Source organism: Streptomyces mashuensis, from assembly GCF_014654785.1.
Taxonomy (GTDB): Bacteria; Actinomycetota; Actinomycetes; order Streptomycetales; family Streptomycetaceae; genus Streptomyces; species Streptomyces mashuensis.
This window is the reverse complement of the sequence record NZ_BNBD01000001.1, coordinates 604,418-624,210: the sequence shown is the minus strand read 5'-3', so window position 1 is coordinate 624,210 and position 19,793 is coordinate 604,418. Positions and strand designations below refer to the sequence as shown.

19 protein-coding genes are annotated in these 19,793 nt (G+C 73.9%); 7 read left to right on the top strand and 12 right to left on the bottom strand.

Annotated elements, in window-relative coordinates:
- Positions 1-23: 23 nt before the first annotated feature.
- The 7 genes from IE305_RS02425 to IE305_RS02395 form a co-directional block, all read right to left on the bottom strand.
- Complete coding sequence (locus IE305_RS02425; RefSeq protein WP_229890434.1) at positions 24-803, bottom strand: ABC transporter ATP-binding protein; 780 nt, start codon at positions 801-803, stop codon at positions 24-26.
- Entirely contained in the window at positions 796-1,731 is a 936-nt protein-coding gene (locus IE305_RS02420; RefSeq protein WP_190127664.1) for an ABC transporter permease, read from the bottom strand. The genes IE305_RS02425 and IE305_RS02420 overlap by 8 nt, the downstream gene beginning before the upstream one ends.
- Positions 1,732-1,814: 83 nt before the next feature.
- Positions 1,815-2,669 carry a glycosyltransferase family 2 protein gene (locus IE305_RS02415; protein WP_229890580.1) on the bottom strand — a complete coding sequence of 285 codons (855 nt, stop codon included), beginning with the start codon at positions 2,667-2,669 and terminating at the stop codon, positions 1,815-1,817.
- A gap of 74 nt (positions 2,670-2,743) precedes the next feature.
- The gene (locus IE305_RS02410) at positions 2,744-3,523 is read right to left on the bottom strand and encodes a CDP-alcohol phosphatidyltransferase family protein (protein WP_190127662.1); all 780 of its coding nucleotides are present in this window, start codon (positions 3,521-3,523) and stop codon (positions 2,744-2,746) included.
- On the bottom strand, positions 3,501-4,562 hold the full coding sequence (locus IE305_RS02405; protein WP_190127661.1) for an iron-containing alcohol dehydrogenase family protein: 1,062 nt from the start codon (positions 4,560-4,562) through the stop codon (positions 3,501-3,503). The genes IE305_RS02410 and IE305_RS02405 overlap by 23 nt, the downstream gene beginning before the upstream one ends.
- Complete coding sequence (locus tag IE305_RS02400; RefSeq protein ID WP_190127660.1) at positions 4,550-5,287, bottom strand: phosphocholine cytidylyltransferase family protein; 738 nt, start codon at positions 5,285-5,287, stop codon at positions 4,550-4,552. Before IE305_RS02400 ends, IE305_RS02405 begins: the two co-directional genes overlap by 13 nt.
- A complete protein-coding gene (locus tag IE305_RS02395) occupies positions 5,284-7,065 on the bottom strand; it encodes a DUF5941 domain-containing protein (RefSeq protein WP_190128175.1) in 1,782 nt (593 codons plus the stop codon). The genes IE305_RS02400 and IE305_RS02395 overlap by 4 nt, the downstream gene beginning before the upstream one ends.
- Positions 7,066-7,360: 295 nt before the next feature.
- On the opposite strand from IE305_RS02395, the gene galE reads away from it, so the two are divergent.
- The 3 genes from galE to idi all read left to right on the top strand — a co-directional run bounded on the left by galE (position 7,361) and on the right by idi (position 10,197).
- Positions 7,361-8,344, top strand: coding sequence for a UDP-glucose 4-epimerase GalE (gene galE / locus IE305_RS02390; protein WP_190127659.1), 984 nt, complete (start codon positions 7,361-7,363; stop codon positions 8,342-8,344).
- A gap of 168 nt (positions 8,345-8,512) precedes the next feature.
- The gene (locus IE305_RS02385; protein ID WP_190127658.1) at positions 8,513-9,460 is read left to right on the top strand and encodes a cation diffusion facilitator family transporter; all 948 of its coding nucleotides are present in this window, start codon (positions 8,513-8,515) and stop codon (positions 9,458-9,460) included.
- 137 nt (positions 9,461-9,597) lie between these two features.
- Positions 9,598-10,197 (top strand): isopentenyl-diphosphate Delta-isomerase, encoded by a 600-nt coding sequence (gene idi, locus IE305_RS02380; protein ID WP_190127657.1) that lies wholly within the window; start codon positions 9,598-9,600, stop codon positions 10,195-10,197.
- Here the strand turns inward: idi and IE305_RS02375 are convergent.
- Positions 10,172-10,693, bottom strand: a complete 522-nt coding sequence (locus tag IE305_RS02375; RefSeq protein ID WP_190127656.1) for an ATP-binding protein — start codon at positions 10,691-10,693, stop codon at positions 10,172-10,174. The genes idi and IE305_RS02375 overlap by 26 nt on opposite strands.
- Positions 10,694-10,953: 260 nt before the next feature.
- On the opposite strand from IE305_RS02375, the gene IE305_RS02370 reads away from it, so the two are divergent.
- On the top strand, positions 10,954-11,712 hold the full coding sequence (locus tag IE305_RS02370; RefSeq protein WP_190127655.1) for an enoyl-CoA hydratase/isomerase family protein: 759 nt from the start codon (positions 10,954-10,956) through the stop codon (positions 11,710-11,712).
- On the opposite strand, the gene IE305_RS02365 is transcribed toward IE305_RS02370, so the two are convergent.
- Both IE305_RS02365 and IE305_RS02360 read right to left on the bottom strand, forming a co-directional pair.
- Entirely contained in the window at positions 11,690-12,337 is a 648-nt protein-coding gene (locus IE305_RS02365) for a DJ-1/PfpI family protein (RefSeq protein WP_190127654.1), read from the bottom strand. The two genes, IE305_RS02370 and IE305_RS02365, sit on opposite strands and share 23 nt — an antisense overlap.
- A 65-nt stretch (positions 12,338-12,402) precedes the next feature.
- Positions 12,403-13,377, bottom strand: coding sequence for a GlxA family transcriptional regulator (locus tag IE305_RS02360; protein ID WP_190127653.1), 975 nt, complete (start codon positions 13,375-13,377; stop codon positions 12,403-12,405).
- 110 nt (positions 13,378-13,487) lie between these two features.
- On the opposite strand from IE305_RS02360, the gene IE305_RS02355 reads away from it, so the two are divergent.
- The gene (locus IE305_RS02355; RefSeq protein ID WP_190127652.1) at positions 13,488-14,339 is read left to right on the top strand and encodes an SCO6745 family protein; all 852 of its coding nucleotides are present in this window, start codon (positions 13,488-13,490) and stop codon (positions 14,337-14,339) included.
- A 134-nt stretch (positions 14,340-14,473) separates the two neighbouring features.
- Positions 14,474-16,864: a Tex family protein gene (locus IE305_RS02350; RefSeq protein ID WP_190128174.1), complete on the top strand. Its 2,391-nt coding sequence runs from the start codon at positions 14,474-14,476 to the stop codon at positions 16,862-16,864.
- Between the two features lie 26 nt (positions 16,865-16,890).
- Here IE305_RS02350 and IE305_RS02345 read toward each other — a convergent pair whose 3' ends face one another.
- Both IE305_RS02345 and IE305_RS02340 read right to left on the bottom strand, forming a co-directional pair.
- Positions 16,891-17,130 (bottom strand): hypothetical protein, encoded by a 240-nt coding sequence (locus IE305_RS02345; RefSeq protein WP_190127651.1) that lies wholly within the window; start codon positions 17,128-17,130, stop codon positions 16,891-16,893.
- Between the two features lie 76 nt (positions 17,131-17,206).
- Entirely contained in the window at positions 17,207-18,919 is a 1,713-nt protein-coding gene (locus IE305_RS02340; protein ID WP_190127650.1) for a CocE/NonD family hydrolase, read from the bottom strand.
- 122 nt (positions 18,920-19,041) lie between these two features.
- Here IE305_RS02340 and IE305_RS02335 point away from each other — a divergent pair, with 122 nt between their 5' ends.
- Entirely contained in the window at positions 19,042-19,782 is a 741-nt protein-coding gene (locus IE305_RS02335; RefSeq protein WP_229890432.1) for a TetR/AcrR family transcriptional regulator, read from the top strand.
- The last annotated feature ends 11 nt before the right edge of the window (positions 19,783-19,793 follow it).

The following is a 19,793-nucleotide window of genomic DNA, read 5'->3' as shown; positions in this document are numbered from 1 at the left end:
GCGTCGCGAAAAGAGGCCGGACCCTAGCGGGCCGTCTCCTTCTCGTACGCCCGCACCACCTCGTCGGTGGGGCCGTCCATCACCAGTTCGCCGCGCTCCAGCCACAGCACCCGGTCGCAGGTGTCCCGGATCGACTTGTTGTTGTGGCTGACCAGGAAGACCGTGCCGGCCTCCTTGCGCAGCTCGCGGATGCGGGCCTCGGAGCGCTTCTGGAAGTCGCGGTCACCCGTGGCCAGCGCCTCGTCGATCATCAGCACGTCGTGGTCCTTGGCCGCCGCGATGGAGAACCGCAGCCGCGCCGCCATGCCGGAGGAGTACGTGCGCATCGGCAGGGTGATGAAGTCGCCCTTCTCGTTGATGCCCGAGAAGTCGACGATCTCCTGGTACCGCTCGCGGATCTGCTCGCGGGTCATGCCCATGGCCAGACCGCCGAGCATCACGTTCTTCTCGCCGGTCAGGTCGTTCATCAGCGCCGCATTGACGCCCAGCAGCGAGGGCTGGCCGTCGGTGTAGACCTTGCCCCGCTCGGTGGGCAGCAGCCCCGCGATGGCCTTGAGCAGCGTCGACTTCCCCGAGCCGTTGGAGCCGATCAGGCCGATGGCCTGGCCCCGGTACGCGGTGAAGCTCACGCCCTTGACGGCGTGCACCTCGCGCACGCCCACGCTGGGCCGGCGCCGGATGATCCGGTCCAGGGCCGCGGTCGCGCTGCCCCGGCCCGTCCCGCCGCCGTAGACCCGGTAGACCACGTGCACGTCGTCGGCGATCACCGTGGGGACACGGTCGCCGGTCAGCTGCTCAGCCACGGCCGTACTGCTCCTCAGCCTTCCAGAAGTACACGAAGCCCCCGATGCCCACGAGCAGCGCCCAGCCCACCGCCAGCAGCCACACGTGCGGCGGCAGCTTGTCCGCGCCGTACCCGTCGATGAGGGCGAAGCGCATGAGGTCGATGTAGACCGCGGCCGGGTTGGCGCTCAGCACGTCGATCAGCCAGCCGGGCGAGTGCGCCTTCTTCAGCTGGTCCACCAGGCTGTACATCACACCGGAGGCGTACAGCCACGTCCGCAGCACGAACGGCAGCAGCTGGGCCAGGTCGGGCGTCTTGGCACCCGCCCGGGCCAGGACCATCGCCAGGCCCGTGTTGAACACGAACTGGAGGGCGAGCGTCGGGAAGATCAGCAGCCAGGACGCGGCCGGGTAGTGGCCGAAGCCCAGCAGCATCGCCACCAGCACGAGCATCGAGAACAGCAGCTGCTGGAGCTGCTGGAGCGCGAACGACACCGGCAGCGCCGCCCGCGGGAAATGCAGTGCCCGCACCAGGCCCAGGTTGCCGGAGATCGCCCGGACGCCGGCCATCGCCGACGTCTGGGTGAACGTGAACACGAACACACCCGTCACCAGGAACGGGATGTAGGTGCTCTTCGGCATGTGGCCGCGCGCGCCCATGAGCACACCGAAGATGAAGAAGTAGACCACCGCGTTCAGCAGGGGCGTGGCCACCTGCCAGACCTGGCCCAGCTTGGCCTTGCTGTACTGCGCGGTCAGCTTGGCCCGGGAGAAGGCGAGGATGAAGTGGCGCCGCTGCCACAGCTGCCGGGCGTACTCGCCCAGCGGCGGCCGGGCCCCGCTCACCGCCAGCCCGTACTTCCGGGCCAGCTCGGCGGCGGACAGCCCGTCGTCGGGGGATGGCGGGGCACTCACGGCGACCGCACCGTCGTGCGTTGTCTCGCTCACAGTTGACACTTTCGTCCTCAAGGGTGCGCGGCTGCGGGGCCCTGCGGCCCCGGGCCGCGCCCGATGCTCTCAGACAGAGCTTGTCAGATCACCGGCGGCCGACCCAGTCGGGTCAGGCGCCACACGGTACGCCACCGCATCGGCCGGCGTGGGCCGCACGGGGCCGTCCAGCCCTCCTTGAAGCCGCCCAGCCAGGCGCGCAGCGCCGGCAGGGACGGGCGGCGGGCCAGGGTCAGCAGCAGCCAGACGCCGGGGTAGACCGGGACCAGCGGGGCGGGCAGGTTGCGGCGGGCCAGCCACACCCGGTTGCGGGCCACCATCCGGTGGTAGACCGCGTGCCGGCTGGGGGCCGTCGTCGGGTGGTGCAGCACCACGTCCGAGCGGTAGTCGATCATCCAGCCGGCGTCGAGGGCCCGCCACGCCAGGTCGGTCTCCTCGTGGGCGTAGAAGAACTCGCCCGGCAGCAGGCCGGCATCGGCGAAGACCCGGGTCCGCACCGCGTTGGCACCGCCCAGGAAGGTCGTCACCCGGGAGGACCGCATCGGGTCCGAGGCCCGCAGCCGCGGTACGTGACGGCGCTGGGTGACGCCGGTGTCCGGGTCGGCGATCCGGAAGGTGATGATGCCCAGCTTCGGGTCGGCGGCGAACGCCTCGCGGCACAGCCGGACCGAGTCCTGGTTCGGGAGCGAGCCGTCGTCGTCGAGGAAGAGCAGGATGTCCTTCTCGCGGCCCGCGGGCCCGAACGCCTCGATGCCGACGTTCCGGCCGGCCGGGATGCCCACGTTCTCGGGCAGCTCGACCGTACGGATCGTCAGCCCCGGCACGGTGATCTCCGGCAGCGGCGAGCCGTTGCCGACGATCACGACCTCGACGGGCGCGCCGTTCTGCTTGGCCACCGACTCCAGCAGCGCCCGCAGCTCGTCGGGGCGGTTGCCCATGGTCAGCACGACCGCGCCGACCGTCAGCTCCTCGGGGTTCACCGGAGCCCCCTTTCGCGTACTCGTCCGCGTATTCATCGCAGCCTGCTCGACGCCAGGATGGACACCAGGTGCAGCAGCGTCTGCAGGACGGCGATGCCGGCCAGGACCGCGGTGCCGAGCCGGGTGAAGAACAGGTCGCCCCGGGCGCTGTCCACGGCCGCGAGGACGAGGATCAGCAGGGACGCCTCGATGCCGAGGATCAGCCGGTGGAACTTGAGCGCGGCGGCGGCCCTGCGGGCCAGCGCCATGCCCGACGAGCGCGGCTCGGACGCGGCCTCCTTGACCGGCGGCAGCCCGGCCTGGTGGCGGGCGACGCCCACGAGGTCGGTCTCGGCCTTGATCAGGACGGCGCCGAGCGCCGCGACGGTGCCGAGGAAGGCCCACAGCCAGTCGATCCGGCCGCTGCCCCACGGGTCGGCGGCGCGCAGGCCCAGGCCGACCAGGACCGCGGCGTCGCACAGGTAGGCGCCGACCCGGTCCAGGTACACCCCGGAGTTCGAGTACTGCTTCTTCCAGCGTGCGATCTCACCGTCGACGCAGTCCAGCAGCAGGTACAGCTGGACCATGACCACGCCGAGCACGGCGCCCCAGATCCCCGGCACCAGCAGGGCCGGGGCCGCGAGGACGCCCGCGACGGTCATCAGGTAGGTGAGCTGGTTGGGCGTGACCCGGGTGTTCACCAGGTGCCGGTCCACCCGCAGCGAGATCTCCCGCATGTACAGGCGGCCGGCCCAGTGCTCACCGCTGCGCCGGTCCTTCACCCCTGCGGGGTGCACGACCGGGCGCAGTTCAGCGACTGACGGCTTGTGCATAGTCGGCGTAGGCGTCCCTGATCTGGTCGGTGGAGAGGTCGAGGTGCTCGAGGATGGTGTAGCGGCCGGGGCGGGTCTGCGGCGCGAACTCGACCACCTTGACGAACTCGTCCTCGGTGAAGCCGATGTCGCCCGGCAGCACGGGCAGGCCGTGCCGGCGCAGGACCTCCACCATCAGCGCGGACTCCTCGTGCGCGCCGCGCAGGTGCATGGCGAAGGCGGCACCCATGCCGCACTGCTCGCCGTGGCTGGCGGCCCGCTTGGGGAAGAGCAGGTCGAAGGCGTGGTTGATCTCGTGGCAGGCGCCGGAGGCCGGGCGGCTGTCGCCGGCCACGGACATCGAGATGCCGGTGAGCACGAGGCCCTCGGCCAGCACCTGGAGGAAGCCGTCGTCGCCCACGCCGCCGGGGTGGCGCAGCACGGCCTCGCCGGCCTGGCGGGCCATGGCGGCGGCCAGTCCGTCGATCGCCTCGCCGGTGTGGCGGTTGGAGAGCTCCCAGTCCGCGACGGCGGAGATGTTGGAGATGGCGTCGCCGATGCCGGAGCGGACGAAGCGGACGGGGGCCTCACGGATCACGTCGAGGTCGATGACCACGGCGATCGGGTTGGGCACGCCGTACGAGCCACGGCCCGCGTCGTTGTCGAGGGTGGCGACCGGCGAGCACAGGCCGTCGTGCGACAGGTTCGTCGCGACGGCGACCAGCGGCAGGCCGATGCGCGCGGCGGCGAACTTGGCGCAGTCGATGATCTTGCCGCCGCCCAGGCCCACGACCGCGTCGTAGTGCCCGGACTTCATCGCGTCGGCGAGCTTGATCGCGTCGTCCAGCGTGCCGCCGCCGACCTCGTACCACGAGGCGCCGGGCAGCGCCGGGGCGAGCCGCTCGCGCAGCATCGCCCCGGAGCCGCCGCTGATGGCGACGGCCAGCTTGCCGGAGCTGGAGATCCGCTGGTCGGCGAGGACGCCGGCCAGGTCGTCCAGGGCTCCCGGACGGATGTCGACGACGACCGGCGAGGGGATGAGCCTCGTCAGTACTGGCACGCGATCTCCCGGCCCTTGGCGAGGTCGTCGTGGTTGTCGATCTCGACCCACTTGACGTCACCGATGGGGGCCACGTCGACCTTGAAGCCGCGGTTGACGAGCTCCTGGTAGCCGTCCTCGTAGTAGAGGTCGGGGTCGCGCTCGAAGGTGGCCTTCAGGGCGTCGGCCAGCTCGGCGCCGGCCTCGGCCTCGATGAGGGTGACGCCGATGTACTCGCCGGTCGCGTCGGCCGGGTCCATCAGCTTGGTGATCCTCTGAACGCCCTTGCCGTCCTCGACGACGACCTTCATCTCCTCGTCGGCGAGCTTCTTCACCGTGTCGAGGGCGAGGATGATCTTCTGGCCGTTGCCGCGGGCGGCGAGCAGCGTCTGCTCGACCGAGACCGGGTGGACGGTGTCGCCGTTGGCGAGGATCACGCCGCGGCCGAGCACGTCACGGGCGCACCACAGGGAGTAGGCGTTGTTCCACTCCTCGGCCTTGTCATTGTCGATCAGCGTCAGCTTCAGCCCGTACTTGGCCTCCAGGGCCTCCTTGCGGGCGTAGACGGCCTCCTTGCGGTAGCCGACGACGATGGCGACCTCGGTCAGACCGATCTCCGCGAAGTTGGCCAGGGTGAGGTCGAGCACGGTGGTGTCACCGTCGACCGGCACCAGGGCCTTGGGCAGGGTGTCGGTGTAGGGGCGCAGACGCCGTCCGGCGCCGGCGGCCAGCACGAGGCCGATCATGCGGGTTCTCCTGTTTCGTCGTGTACTGCGGGCGCCCCGGAGGACACCCAGAACCGGATGCTCTCGCCGAGCACCGCGAGCGCGATGGCGACCGCCAGGGCCGTCAGCGCGATGGTGAAGCCTTGCCCGTGCCAGAGGGCGGCGGCGGCCGTGACCGCCAGGACGCGTCCCTCGTGTCCGCCGATCGCCCGCACCAGCGGGTGCGGGGGCGCACCGGTGCCGCCACGGATGCGGTACACCGTGTCGTAGTGATGGTAGGCGACCGCGGCCACCAGGCCGAATGCCGCCGGGAGTGCGCCGGGGGCGCCCGAGCGGGCGGCCAGCACGAGGATCGTGACGTATTCGGCGGCCCGGAACACGGGCGGGACCAGCCAGTCCAGCGGCCCCTTCAGGGGCTTCGCCACGGCGGCGCCGGCGAACAGCGCGTACGCCGCGGCGCCGGCGACCGGCAGCCAGGGTGAGGTGTGCCACCAGAGGGTGACGAGCAGCACGCCCGTGCCCGCGAGGGCCAGGACGGGGGCGGTGACGGCGCCCGCGCCGCGGCGCGCGGTGATCTTCGCGGCGGTCTCGGCGACCAGCCCGGAGTCGGCGAGGTCGGCCAGGGCCCGGGCGGCGCGGTCGGTGCGGCGTGCCTTCCTCGTGACCGAGCGCAGCACACGGCCGGCGGTGGTGTAGCAGGCGGCGAAGGCGCAGCCGATCAGCAGGACCACGAAGACGGTGCGGGGCGTGGTGAGCGCGGTGAGCAGCGCTATGAGGGCCCAGCGCTCGCCGATGGGCAGCACGATCATGCGGCGGGCCCAGACGGTCCAGCCGACGCTGTCCAGCCGCCCGGACAGGGCGGCGGTGGGGCTGGTGTTGGCGGTGGCGTCGTGGTTGGCCTCGTTGAAGGAGAAGTCGACCACGTGCCGGCAGGTCTGGAGGACCATCGCGCCGAGCGCCAGCGCCCATACGTCGTCGGTGCCGCCGCCGCGGGCGGCGCCCAGGGCGAGGCCCGCGTAGTAGGCGTACTCCTTCGCGCGGTCGAAGGTGGCGTCGAGCCAGGCGCCGAGCGTGGAGTACTGGAGGGAGTAGCGGGCGAGCTGGCCGTCGGTGCAGTCGAGCACGAACGAGGCGATCAGCAGCACGCCGGCGGCGACGAAGCCGCCGCGGCTGCCGGTGGCCGCGCAGCCGGCCGCGATCAGCGCCGTCAGCAGCGAGGCGGTCGTCACCTGGTTGGGGGTGAGGCCGCGGCGCGCGCACCAGCGGGCGAGGTAGCGGGAGTACGGGCTGATGCAGAAGGTGGTGAAGAAGCCGTCGCGGGACTTGACGGCGCTGCGCAGCCGGACGGCCTCCTCGTCGACGGCGGCGACCTCGGCACGCGTCTTCTCCCGTGCCTCGTCGTCGCCCGGCACGGCGGCGACGAGCACGCCGAGGTCGGGGCGGTGCACGGCGACGCCGTGGGCCTCCAGCCCGGCGGCGAGGGCCCCGGGGAGGTCCTCGGCCGGCGCCTCACCGAGCGCGGACGTCAGGGCCGTGCGGGCCTCGGCCTGCGCGCCGAGCGCGCCCTCGACCGCGGCCGCAGGGAAGCGGGGGTCGGTGAGGGCCAGGCGCAGGGCGTGGACGTGGCCGGTGAAGCGGGCGTCGACGACGGCGACCCGCTCGGCGGCCGGGACGGCCGCGAGCTCGGCGGCCAGGGCGCCGGCGTCACCCGCCGTGCGGACGGCGAAGCCCAGCGACCGCAGGTCGTCCTCGAGGGAGGAGCCGGCGGGCGGCGTACCGGTGAGGATGGCGGTCGACAGACGAACTCACTCCTTGGAAGCTGGCGTGGCCGCCGCGGGGCGCGCAGGGGGCCGGGGGCGGGCGCGCGGCGTGCCGGGCCCCGGCGGTCCGGTGCGGCGGCGTGCGGCACGTCGGCAGAGGCTATCGGATCAACGGAAGGCACCGTTCACCCGCACGGGCGCCGTGCGAGGGCCCCACCGTCAGGACGCCCGGGCGGGGCGGGCGGTTCCCGGCGGTACCGGACGAAAGTCCCACAGACGGGGGAACGGCACGGAGAAACGTTTCCGGCCATCCGGCTGGACTAGGGTGCCGTGCATGACGTGGCTGATCACAGGCGGAGCGGGCTACATCGGTGCCCATGTGGCACGGGCGATGACGGAGGCCGGGGAGCGGGTGGTCGCGCTGGACGACCTGTCCTCGGGCTCGGGCGCCCGGCTCCCGGAGGACGTGCCTCTGGTGCGGGCGTCGGTGCTGGACGGCGAGGCGGTCGAGGCGGCCCTGAAGGAGCACGGCGTCACGGGCGTGGTGCACCTGGCCGCGAAGAAGCAGGTCGGCGAGTCGGTGGAGAAGCCCCTGCTGTACTACCGGGAGAACCTGCACGGGCTGACCGTGCTGCTGGAGGCCGTCGTCACGGCCGGGGTGCGCAACTTCGTGTTCTCGTCCTCCGCGGCGGTGTACGGCATGCCGGACGTGGACCTGGTCACCGAGGACACGCCGTGCCGGCCGATCAACCCGTACGGGGAGACGAAGCTGGCCGGCGAGTGGCTGGTGCGGGCGACGGGCGCCGCGCACGGCCTGTCGACGGCCTGCCTGCGCTACTTCAACGTGGCGGGCGCGGCCCGGCCCGAGCTGGCCGACACCGGCATCTTCAACGTCATCCCGATGATGTTCGACCGCCTGACGCGGGGCGAGCCGCCGCTGATCTTCGGTGACGACTACGACACGCCGGACGGCACCTGCGTGCGCGACTACATCCACATCGAGGACCTGGCCACCGCGCACCTGGCCGCCGCCCGCCGGCTGGTGGAGCGGCCCGGCGGCGACCTGACGCTGAACGTGGGCACGGGCACGGGGGTGTCCGTGCGGGAGATGGCGGCCCTGATCGCCGAGGTCACCGGCCGTACGGAGCCGGCGGCCCGGACGGCTCCGCGCCGGCCGGGCGACCCCGCGCGCGTCGTGGCCTCGGCCGGGCGGATCGGCGACGAGCTGGGCTGGCGGGCCGTGCACGACGTGCGCAGCATGGTCGAGTCGGCGTGGGAGGGCTGGTGCCTGCACCACCCGGAGGCACGTCCGCGGTGAGGCCCCGGGGCACGTCGTCGCTGATCACCGCCCTACGGCATCTGCGCAGGTCAGAGGCAATGACAACGGTGTTCAGCGTCGCGTTGCCGGATACCCCTACCCCGTAGTTCACTGGGCGTCGGCCGGTGCCCGCCGGCCGCTGGACGACGGTTGACGGAGGCGGCATCCATGGGAGCGGGTCACGACCACGGCCACACGCACGGCGGGCCGCCGCCGGGGACCACCGGCACGGCGGCGGCCGCCTACAAGGGCCGGCTGCGCATGGCCCTGGGCATCACCCTCACGGTGCTGCTGGCGTACGTCGCCGGCAGTCTGCTGACGGGGTCGCTGGCGCTGTTCGCGGAGGCGGGCCACATGGCCACCGACGCGGTGGGCGTGGCGATGGCGCTGCTGGCGATCCACTTCGCCGGCCGCCCGGCCTCCAGCCGCCGGACGTTCGGCTACGCCCGCGCCGAGATCCTCGCGGCACTGCTGAACTGCCTGCTGCTGCTCGGGGTCGGCGGCTTCATCCTGTTCGAGGCCGTGCAGCGGCTGACGAACCCCACCGAGGTGCCGGGCGCGCAGACGGTGGTCTTCGGCCTGGTGGGCGTGGTGGCCAACGGCATCTCGCTGGCGCTGCTGATGCGCGGGCAGAAGGAGAGCCTGAACGTGCGCGGCGCGTTCCTGGAGGTCCTCTCGGACGCGCTGGGCTCGCTGGCCGTGGTGCTCTCCGCCGTGGTGATCATGGTGACGGGGTGGACGCAGGCCGACGCGGTGGCCTCGCTGGTGATCGCGCTGATGATCGTGCCGCGGACGCTGAAGCTGCTGCGGGAGGCGCTGGACGTCCTGCTGGAGGCGGCGCCCAAGAATGTCGACATGGACGAGGTGCGGGCGCACATCATGGCCCTGCCGGGCGTGGAGGACCTGCACGACCTGCATGTGTGGACCATCACGTCGGGGATGCCGGTGCTGTCGGCGCATGTGGTCGTCGACCCGTCCCGGCTGGACTCGGCCGGGCAGGAGAAGATGCTGCACGACCTCCAGGGCTGTCTGGGCGAGCACTTCGCCGTGGAGCACTGCACGTTCCAGCTGGAGCCCAGCGGCCACGCGGACCACGAGGCGCGGCTCTGCCACTGAGCCGTGTCACCGGGGCGTGTCACCGGGCCGGGCCCGTGGCTGTGCCCCGCTCGGGGGCCGGGATGTCTGGTCTGTCGCTGTCGTGGGCATCTCGTACGGCAGACTTGAGGGCCGAAGACCGACGACGAGGATGGTCCATGCCGATCACATCAGCCACCGGCCGCTCGGCCGGGCCCGCCCCCGAGACCACCGCTGACCCGATCATGCTGGAGCTGGTCGACGAGGACGGCAGAACGACCGGCACGGCCGAGAAGCTGTCCGCCCACGTGGCACCGGGCCGGCTGCACCGCGCCTTCTCGGTCTTCCTCTTCGACGACCGGGGCCGGCTGCTGCTCCAGCGCCGGGCGCTGGGCAAGTACCACTCCCCCGGCGTCTGGTCGAACACCTGCTGCGGTCACCCGTACCCCGGTGAGCCGCCCTTCGCCGCCGCCGTCCGCCGTACGGGCGAGGAGCTGGGCATCGCCCCGGCGCTGCTGCGCGAGGCGGGGACCGTGCGCTACAACCACCCGGACCCGGCGTCGGGCCTGGTCGAGCAGGAGTACAACCACCTGTTCGTCGGCACCGTGCGTACGGAGCCGCGGCCGGACCCGGAGGAGATCGCCGAGACGGCGTTCGTGACGCCGGCCGAGCTGGCGGAGCTGATGCGCGAGAAGACGTTCTCGGCATGGTTCGGGACGGTGCTGGACGCCGCCCGTCCGGCCGTCCGCGAGGTCATCGGGGCCGGCGCCGGCTGGTGACGACGGGGTGCAGCGGCAGGGCGGCCCAGACCACCTTGCCGCCGCCCGCCGTGTGCTCCACGTCGAACATCCCGCCGGCCTCCGCGACCGTCGCCTGGACGATCAGCAGCCCGCGGCCCCCGGTGCGCGGCTCGGCGCCGTCGTCGTGCCCGGCCCCGTCGGGCCCGGCGGGCCGGGGCCGGCAGGGGTGGCTGTCCTCGACGGCCACGCGCACCCAGGCCGGACCCACGGACACCTCCAGGACGACCTCGGGGGAGAGCGGGGCGGCGTGCTGCACGGCGTTGGTGACCAGCTCCGACACGATGAGCAGCAGCCCGTGCAGCAGGTCCTCGCGCAGCGGCACCCGCCGGCACCGGATCAGGTCGCGGACGGCGTGCCGGGCGCGGGGCACCGAGCCGGCCAGGGCGGGGACGGGCCGGCGCCACGTGGCGTCGTACTCGGCCGGCTTGCGGGGCGGGGGGGCCTGTCCGGGCGGCCCGCTCCCCAGGATCTCCATGTCCGGTACCAACCCCTCACCGTGGCGCGACCACATGGGGAGAGTGTTGGGAACCTCACGGTCCGCACCGGTGGCCTGCCCGGAAGTCAGTGGTTTTGAGCAGGAATTGATCGCGTGGGTATGCCGCGGTCACCTTCGCGACTGATCCTGGCCGTCCCGGTCGCGTTCGGTGAGCGGTTCGGCGAGGGGTCCGGTGAGCGGTTCGGCGAGGGGGTCGGTGAGGAGTCCGCCCGGAGATCCGTGCGGCTACCATCCGGCGCATGGAGCCCGCACTGCGTCTGGACGTCGACGGCACCACCGCGACGATCCGCATCTCCCACCCCGGCAAGCGCAACGCCATGACGAACGCCATGTGGCGGCAGCTGCCCACGCTGCTGGACCGGTGCGCGGCCGACCCCGCCGTACGGGTGCTGGTGCTGACCGGCGAGGGCGGCACCTTCTGCGCGGGCGCGGACATCACGGCGCTCACCCCGGACGGCGGCGGCGCGCCGCGCGACCTGGCGGTGGCGGCCGAGGAGGCGCTGGCCGCCTTCCCCAAGCCCACCCTCGCCGCGGTCCGCGGCTCCTGCGTGGGCGGCGGCTGCCAGCTGGCCGTCGCCTGCGACCTGCGCTTCGCGGCCGAGGGCGCCCGCTTCGGCGTCACCCCGGCCCGGCTCGGCATCGTCTACCCGGCCTCCTCCACCCGCCGCCTGGTCGAGCTGGTGGGCCCGGCCACCGCCAAGTACCTGCTGTTCTCGGCCGAGCTCGTCGGCACGGACCGTGCGCTGCGCACCGGGCTGGTGGACGAGGTGTGGCCGGACGCCGAACTGGACGGGCGGGTGGCGGAGTTCGCCCGGCTGCTGGCGTCCCGCTCGCAGCTCACCCAGGCGGCGGCCAAGGAGTTCGCGGCCGGCCCGGCGAGCCCCGAGCGGGTCACCCACTGGTCGGAGCAGGCCCGCACGGGTGCCGACACCGCCGAGGGCGTGGCGGCGTTCCTCCAGCGCCGTCAGCCGCGGTTCACCTGGCCTGCCGGTTCATGATCTCCTGCTGCCGCGCGCGCCACTCGGCGACCAGGTCGGCGGGCGCCTTCTCCGGCGAGCCCGCGTCGTAGGGCGGCTGCGGGTCGTACTCGGTCAGCAGCTGCACCGACTGCGCCACCCGGTCGCCGGCGATGCGGCCCAGCAGCGTGAGCCCCATGTCGATGCCCGACGAGACGCCGGCGGCCGTGACGTACTTGCCGTCGATGACGACCCGCTCCCCCGTGGGCTGCGCACCGTAGGCCGCCAGGTGGTCCAGCGACAGCCAGTGCGTCGTGGCGCGGCGGCCGGCGAGCAGCCCGGCGGCGCCCAGCACGAGCGAGCCGGTGCACACGGACGTCGTCCACGTGGTGCCGGCGTCCACCGTCTTCAGCCAGTCCTGCACGGGCCCGGGCGTCAGCGGCAGCCGGGCCGTGGGTCCGCCGGGCACGACGACGATGCCGGGGTCGGTGACGTCGTCCAGCGACGCCTCGGCGACGAGGGTGAGGTTGCCGTTGTCGTTGGTCACCGGGCCGGGGCGCTCGGCGACGAACAGGGTCTCGGCGCCGGGCAGCTGCCCGAGCATCTCGTAGGGGCCGACCGCGTCGAGGGCGGTGAAGCCGGGGAAGAGCAGGATGGCGAGGCGCATGACGGAACTCCGATTGACGGATTGAAGGATTGAAAGAAAAGGAAGGAAAGAAGGTGGCGGCGGCGTCAGTGAGCCGGTGCGCCCACTGCCCGGAAGCGGCGGCGGTATTCGGCGGGGCCGGTGCCCAGGGCACGCAGGAACGCCCGGCGCATGGCCTCCGGCGTGCCGTAGCCGCAGGCGCGGGAGATCTCCTCGATGCCCCGCGTGCCGTCCTCCAGCATCCGGCGGGCGGCCTCCAGGCGGACCTGGTCGACGTACCGGCCGGGCGTGGTGCCCACTTCGGCCTGGAACGCGCGGGCGAAGTGGCGCGGTGACAGGCCTGCGCGGGCGGCCAGGGCCTCCACACCGAGGTCGGCGGCAGGGTGCTCGGCGATGTAGTGCTGGACGTCGCGGAGCCCGGAGCGGGCGGCGGTCTGCACGGCCAGCTGGGCGCTGAACTGCCGCTGGTTCCCCGGCCGGCGCAGGAAGACCACCAGGTGGCGGGCGACGGTGAGCGCCGGCTGCCGGCCGAGGTCCTCCTCCACCAGGGCCAGCGCCAGGTCGATGCCGCTGGTGACGCCGGCCGAGGTGGCCACGTGCCCGTCCCGTACGAAGATGGGGTCGGGGTCCAGCCGGACGTCCGGGAACTGCTCGGCGAAGGCGTCGCAGTACGCCCAGTGGGTCGTGGCCCGGCGGCCGTCGAGCAGTCCGGCGGCGGCCAGCAGGAACGATCCGGTGCACACCGAGACCAGCCGCCCGGCCGCCGGGCCGTGCTCGCGCAGCCACGCCACCAGGCGCGGGTCCTGCGCGTCGGTGCAGTCGCCGCCGGGCACCAGCAGCAGGTCGGGGGCGGCACAGTCGGCGAGCGCCGCGTCGGGCAGCAGCCGCAGCCCGCTCTGCGCCCGGACCTCCCGCCCGTCGGGGCTCGCCGTGCGCACCTCGTACGCGCCGGGGCGCCCCACCGCCTGCCCGGCACCGGCGAACACCTCCAGGGGACCGGTGACGTCCAGGCTCTGGACGCCGTCGTAGAGGAGGATCAGCACCGTGTGGCGGAAGGTCATGCCCTTCATGCTTCCGCCGCCGGGGCGTGGCCGCAATGACGGGTTTCCCACCTTTCCTGCCATGGGCCGGGCCCCCTCCCCCCGTTCCGACCCGTCGGTAACATCAGGCCATGAGTACTCTTCCCGCCGGCGCCGGCCGGCGCTGCCACGCGCTGCTCAACACCCTCCACTCCGTCGTCGCCCTCTCCCCCGACAACGGCCCCGAGCTGGCCGGGCTCGGCATCGACGACCGCCACGCCGCCTACTTCGCCGCGCGCACCGCGCCCCTGGGCCGTGTCTCGGCGGGCGCCGTCACCGCCCTCTTCCACAACTTCAGCCACGACCTGATAGCCCGCCACCTGCCGGCCGTGTGGAACGTCACCACGCCCGAGGAGGTTCTCGCCGCACGGCTGCGCGCCGCCGACAGCACGCTGCGCCGGCTCCTCGGCGACGAGGCCCTCGCCTCGCCGGAGCTGGCGGAGGCCGCGCGCCTGGCCGTGCGCGCCACCGAGGGGTGCGCCCGCTCCGGCCGCCCCATGTACGCGGCCCTCGCCGGTCTGCCGGTGCCGGAGACGCCGCACCTGGCGCTGTGGCACGCCGCGACGCTGCTGCGCGAGCACCGCGGCGACGGGCACTTCGCCGTCCTGCTGCTGTCCGGGCTGGACCCGCTGGAGGCGATGGTCAGCCACGCCGCGACCGGCGAGGGCTTCTCCCTGGAGTGGCTGGCGGCCTCGCGCGGCTGGGACATGGAGCAGCTGACGGCGGCGCAGGACCGGCTGCGCGCCCGTGGCCTGCTGGCCGCCGACGGCACCCTCACCGAGGCCGGCACCGCGCTGCGGGACGAGCTGGAGCGGGAGACGGACCGCCTGGACGCCGCGCCGTACGAGCACCTGGGCGCGCAGGACACGGAACGCCTGACGGAACTGCTGCGTCCGTTCGCCCGGGCCGCCGCCGCGGGCTTCCCGGCGCGCGTGCGCGGCTAGGACGCGGCCGGGCACGACCGGGCGCGGCCGGGCGGTCGGCGCGGCCGGGGGTCACCGGTGCGGCGGGGTGCACCTGCCACAATGCTGAGCGGGCTCGAGGAACCACCCGAAGAAAGCAGAGCGTGATCGTGACGATGTCGCAGCCGGCCGGGAACCCGTCGGTCGAGAGCAGGATCGCCGAGGAGCTCGGCGTAGCGGAACGGCAGGTCAGGGCGGCCGTCGAGTTGCTCGACGGCGGCGCGACCGTGCCGTTCGTGGCGCGCTACCGCAAGGAGGCCACCGGGGCGCTCGACGACGCCCAGCTGCGCACCCTGGAGGAGCGCCTGCGCTACCTCCGGGAGCTGGAGGACCGGCGCGCGGCGATCCTGGAGTCGGTCGCGTCCCAGGGCAAGCTGGACGACGAGCTGAAGGCCAGGATCCTGGCGGCGGACTCGAAGGCCCGGCTGGAGGACATCTACCTGCCCTTCAAACCCAAGCGGCGCACCAAGGCGCAGATCGCCCGCGAGGCCGGTCTGGAGCCGCTGGCCGACGCCCTGCTGGCGGACCCGTCCGTCGAGCCGCTCGCCGCGGCGGCCGCGTACGCCGACGCCGACAAGGGCGTCGCGGACGCGGCGGCCGCGCTGGAGGGCGCGCGGGCCATCCTCACCGAGCGCTTCGGCGAGGACGCCGACCTCATCGGCGAGCTGCGCGAGCGCATGTGGACGCGCGGCCGGCTGGTGGCGAAGGTGCGCGAGGGCAAGGAGGAGGCGGGCGCCAAGTTCGCCGACTACTTCGACTTCGCCGAGCCGTTCACCGAGCTGCCGTCGCACCGGGTGCTGGCCATGCTGCGCGGCGAGAAGGAGGAGGTCCTCGACCTCGTCCTGGAGCCGGAGGAGCCCTCGGCCGCGCCCGGCCCCAGCACGTACGAGCAGGCGATCGCCCGCCGCTTCGGCATCGCGGACCGGGGCCGGCCGGCGGACAAGTGGCTGGCCGACACGGTCCGCTGGGCCTGGCGCACCCGCGTCCTCGTCCACCTCGGCATCGACCTGCGGCTGCGGCTGCGGCAGGCCGCCGAGGACGAGGCGGTGCGCGTCTTCGCGGCCAACCTGCGCGACCTGCTGCTGGCCGCGCCGGCCGGCACCCGCGCCACGATGGGCCTGGACCCGGGCTTCCGTACGGGCGTGAAGGTGGCCGTCGTCGACGCGACGGGCAAGGTGGCCGCCACCGAGACGATCTACCCGCACGTGCCGCGCAACCAGTGGGACGCGTCGCTGGCCACGCTGGCGCGGCTGGCCCGCGAGCACGGTGTGGAGCTCGTCGCCATCGGCAACGGCACCGCCTCCCGCGAGACGGACCGGCTGGCCACCGACCTGATCGCCCGTCACCCCGAGCTGAAGCTGACGAAGGTGATGGTCTCCGAGGCCGGCGCCTCGGTGTACTCCGCCTCCGCGTTCGCCTCGCAGGAGCTGCCGGACCTCGACGTGTCGCTGCGCGGCGCCGTGTCGATCGCGCGCCGGCTCCAGGACCCGCTCGCCGAGCTCGTCAAGATCGACCCCAAGTCGATCGGCGTCGGCCAGTACCAGCACGACCTGCCCGAGGTGAAGCTGTCCCGGTCGCTGGACGCCGTCGTCGAGGACTGCGTCAACGGCGTCGGCGTGGACGTCAACACCGCCTCCACGCCGCTGCTGGCCCGCGTGTCGGGCATCAGCACGGGCCTCGCGGAGAACATCGTCGCCCACCGCGACGCCAACGGGCCCTTCCGCAGCCGCAAGGCGCTGAAGGACGTGCCGCGCCTCGGCCCCAAGGCGTACGAGCAGTGCGCGGGCTTCCTCCGCATCCGCGGCGGCGACGACCCGCTGGACGCCTCCAGCGTGCACCCCGAGGCGTACCCCGTCGTACGGACGATCGCCAAGGCCGCCAAGGGCGGTGACGTGGCGGCGCTCATCGGCGACACCGCCACGCTGCGCTCGCTGCGGCCGCAGGACTTCGTCAGCGACGCGTTCGGCCTGCCGACCGTCTCGGACATCCTGCGGGAGCTCGAGAAGCCGGGCCGCGACCCGCGCCCGGCGTTCCGCACGGCCGCGTTCAAGGAGGGCGTCGAGAAGATCGGCGACCTGACGCCGGGCATGATCCTGGAGGGCGTGGTCACCAACGTCGCCGCGTTCGGCGCCTTCGTGGACGTCGGCGTGCACCAGGACGGCCTGGTGCACGTGTCGGCGATGTCGCGGACGTTCGTCAAGGACCCGCGCGACGTGGTCAAGCCCGGCGACATCGTGCGCGTGAAGGTCCTCGACGTCGACATCCCGCGCAAGCGGATCTCGCTGACGCTCCGCCTGGACGACGAGGCCGCGCCCGCCGCGGGCTCGTCCCCCGACCGGGCCGGCCGGCGCGGCGCGGGCGGCAACGGCGGTGGCGGCACGCCGCGCCAGCGCCGCGGGGAGCAGCGCGGCGGCCGCGGCAACCGCGAGTCGCGCGAACCGGCCCCGGCCAACGCAGCCATGGCCGACGCCCTGCGCCGGGCGGGGCTGCTGGGCCCGCAGCGCTGAACGGGAGACCGTAAGGGGCCGGGGCGCTAGTGGCAGACGAACCGTCTGACGCCGTCCCTGGCCTCCGTCACGGCCGACGGGCACCCGGCGGGGCAGGGCGGCGGCACGGCCGCCTGGTTGACCTTGCGCTCCGGCGGGTGGCCGCACACCGAGCAGTACCAGATGGGCCGCTGCCCGGCGGTGGTGTCCCACCACATCGGGTTGCCGCACTGATTGCAGCGGACCAGGGAGGGTGCGGCGCCGTGGCCGCCGTGGGCTGGTGACATGTCGTCATGGTCGGCCGCCCGGGCCGCCTCCGCCCCGGTTTCGGCGCCGCTTCCCCCTCCCGTGGCGGGTCGGGCGCTACGCCTTGCCGTCGTCGCCGCTCTCGCCGTCCTCCGTCACCGGGAGCGCGAGCGCGGCCGGGTGGTGGAGGGTGACCTCCGCCGGTACGAGGCGGGTGGCCGTGGCCAGGGGGTCGCCGGTGCCGGTGTGGCGGGCGAAGCGCGGGTGGGCGCCGCCGCTGACCTGGAGGCGGATGCGGTGCCCGGAGGCGAAGCAGTGGGCGGTGGAGCTCATCGCCACGGTGACGTCGGCCGGTTCCGTGGTGTCCGGGGGCAGCCGAACGATGCCGTCGCAGATGTTGACCGAGCGCCCCTGGCCGTCGACGTCGCACAGTCGGGCGAAGACGTCGGCGTGCCCGGTGTCCGCGGCCGCGCGCAGGGACACCGAGACCGGCCCCCGGACGTGGAGCGGCTCCCGGAGCGGGGCGGTGGTGAAGGTCAGGACGTCGTCCCTGGCCTCCAGGGCGCTCTGGTCCCGGGGGCCGGCGGTGTTGTCGAGGAGCGGGCCGCCGGTGGAGGGCACCGGGTCGGCGGGGTCGTAGCGGTACGTGGCGAAGGGCGCGCCGGCCTCGCCGGTGTCCGCACGGCTCAGGGTGCCGTCGGCTGCGGGGTACCAGCGGCGGCCGGGCGCGGCCGGCGGCCAGTCGGCGAGGTCGCGCCAGGTGCCGGTGGCGGAACCGCCGCCCTCGTGGACGCGGACCCGCTCCGGGCGCAGCCCCGACGGATCGCCGCACAGGTGGGCGCGCAGCCAGGCGAGGGTCTCGGCGAAGACCTGGGGCCAGCCGCGTTGCAGCAGGGAGTGGTGCGTCCAGGGGCCGATGAGCAGCGCCCGTTCGCAGCCGGCGCGGCGCAGCCGTTCGTACTGCTGGAGCGTCTGGTCCAGGGCCACGTCGGACCAGCCGCTGATCAGGCAGGTCGGTACGGACGCGCTCTCGGCCGCGGCGCCGGCGTCCGCGCCCCGCCAGGCGGGGTCCGCCGGGTCCGCGTGGGCCAGGGCCTCGTCGACGAAGGGCACGCGGGTGCCGAGGGCGGGTACGTACGCGTCGCCGAGCGGCAGGGTGCGGGCGGCGGCGGGGAAGCGGCGTTGCAGCCGGGCGGTGGCGCGGACGAAGGGCAGGGTGCCCTGGTGCTGGCACGTGAGGCCCATGGCCGAGGTGAGGCCGTTCTGCAGGGCGAACGTGCCGCCGGGCCGGAAGTAGGCGTGCAGGTCGTGCAGGCCCTCCTGGACCACCATCGCGCGCAGCTCCGGTGGCGGGTCGAGGGCCAGCGCCCACTGGGTGAAGCCGAGGTAGCTGGGGCCCGTGGTGCCGAGGACGCCGGTGAACCAGGGCTGCTCGCGCAGCCACGCCACCGTGGCCGTCCCGTCGGCCGTCTCGTTCCGCCACAGGTCGAAGGTGCCGCCGGAGCCGCCCGTGCCGCGGCAGCTCTGGAGGACGACGTGGAAGCCCTGCTCGGCCAGCGGGACCGCGAACATGGGCGCCCAGGGGAAGCCGCGGCCGTAGGGCGAGCGGATGAGGACGGTGGGGAAGTCGCCGGGCGCCTGCTTCCGGTCACGGGCCGGGAGGTAGTGGTCGGTCAGCAGGGCGCTGCCGTCGGCGGCGGGGACGACGAGGCCGGGTTCGTACGCGACGTCGTACAGCTTGCCGGGCAGCCCCCGCAGGGTGCGCCGCAGGGCCCGGACGGAAGGCGGCAGCGGGCGCGGGGGCTGGGGTCGGGTCGTTGCTGTCCTCATGGGGCAGGGCTCCTCGGTCGCGCTTTCTTTTTCGTACGCTGTACGAGATTAACGGACGGCCGGGACGGACCGGGACGGGACGAGATGGTTGAATGGCCACAGGGAGTGAGGAGTGGTGTGTCGTGGCCCGTACCGGCTCGTCCGGCCGCAGCGCCGGTGTGGATCCCGGGCTGCTGTGGTCCGCCCCGGCCCCGCGCCCGCGCCGGGGCAGGCCCCCGGCGTACGACCGCGCCACGATCACCGAGGCCGCCGTCGCGATCGGTGACGCGGAGGGGCTGGCCGCCGTCACGATGCGGGCCGTCGCGGCCCGGGTGGGCGCCGGGACGATGTCCCTCTACAGCTACGTCCCCAACAAGGAGACGCTGCTGGAGCTGATGATCGACCGCGTGAGCGCCGAGCACGGCCTCCCGGCCGAACCCTCCGGCGATTGGCGCGCCGACCTGCGGCGCCTGGCGTGGGAGCAGCGCGCCATGATGCGGCGCCACCCGTGGCTGCCGGCGGCGCTGCCGGCCCGGCAGACGTTCGGCCCCAATACGCTCGCCGTCGTGGAGCACGTCCTCGCCGTGCTCGCCCCCACCCGGCTGGACGGCCGGGCCAAGCTGGAGACGTTCAGCCTGCTCACCGGCTTCGTGGCCGGCCACGTCGCGTACGAACTCGCCCAGCAGCGGGCGCTGGAGGCCGCCGGGCGCAGCGGCGGCGAACTGCACGACGTGCAGGCGCGGTTCCTGCGCTCGGCCGTGGCCGGGGGCGACTACCCGCAGCTGGCGGAGGCCCTGGCGACCTCGGCCGCCGACCCGGACCCCGACGCCGTCTTCGGCCGGCTCCTCGACCGCATGATCAACGGCCTGACGGCGGGGGCCTGAGCCTCAACGGG

Coding starts and splice junctions, on each gene's coding strand:
- IE305_RS02400 (WP_190127660.1), bottom strand. CDS start 5,287: ATGATCGGCCTCGTGCTGGCCGCCGGCGCCGGACGGCGTCTGCGCCCC.
- IE305_RS02355 (WP_190127652.1), top strand. CDS start 13,488: ATGAGTACTCTTCCCGCCGGCGCCGGCCGGCGCTGCCACGCGCTGCTC.
- IE305_RS02370 (WP_190127655.1), top strand. CDS start 10,954: ATGGAGCCCGCACTGCGTCTGGACGTCGACGGCACCACCGCGACGATC.
- IE305_RS02360 (WP_190127653.1), bottom strand. CDS start 13,377: ATGACCTTCCGCCACACGGTGCTGATCCTCCTCTACGACGGCGTCCAG.
- IE305_RS02340 (WP_190127650.1), bottom strand. CDS start 18,919: ATGAGGACAGCAACGACCCGACCCCAGCCCCCGCGCCCGCTGCCGCCT.
- galE (WP_190127659.1), top strand. CDS start 7,361: ATGACGTGGCTGATCACAGGCGGAGCGGGCTACATCGGTGCCCATGTG.
- IE305_RS02345 (WP_190127651.1), bottom strand. CDS start 17,130: ATGTCACCAGCCCACGGCGGCCACGGCGCCGCACCCTCCCTGGTCCGC.
- IE305_RS02385 (WP_190127658.1), top strand. CDS start 8,513: ATGGGAGCGGGTCACGACCACGGCCACACGCACGGCGGGCCGCCGCCG.
- IE305_RS02350 (WP_190128174.1), top strand. CDS start 14,474: ATGTCGCAGCCGGCCGGGAACCCGTCGGTCGAGAGCAGGATCGCCGAG.
- IE305_RS02365 (WP_190127654.1), bottom strand. CDS start 12,337: ATGCGCCTCGCCATCCTGCTCTTCCCCGGCTTCACCGCCCTCGACGCG.
- IE305_RS02375 (WP_190127656.1), bottom strand. CDS start 10,693: ATGGAGATCCTGGGGAGCGGGCCGCCCGGACAGGCCCCCCCGCCCCGC.
- IE305_RS02410 (WP_190127662.1), bottom strand. CDS start 3,523: ATGCACAAGCCGTCAGTCGCTGAACTGCGCCCGGTCGTGCACCCCGCA.
- IE305_RS02415 (WP_229890580.1), bottom strand. CDS start 2,669: ATGGGCAACCGCCCCGACGAGCTGCGGGCGCTGCTGGAGTCGGTGGCC.
- idi (WP_190127657.1), top strand. CDS start 9,598: ATGCCGATCACATCAGCCACCGGCCGCTCGGCCGGGCCCGCCCCCGAG.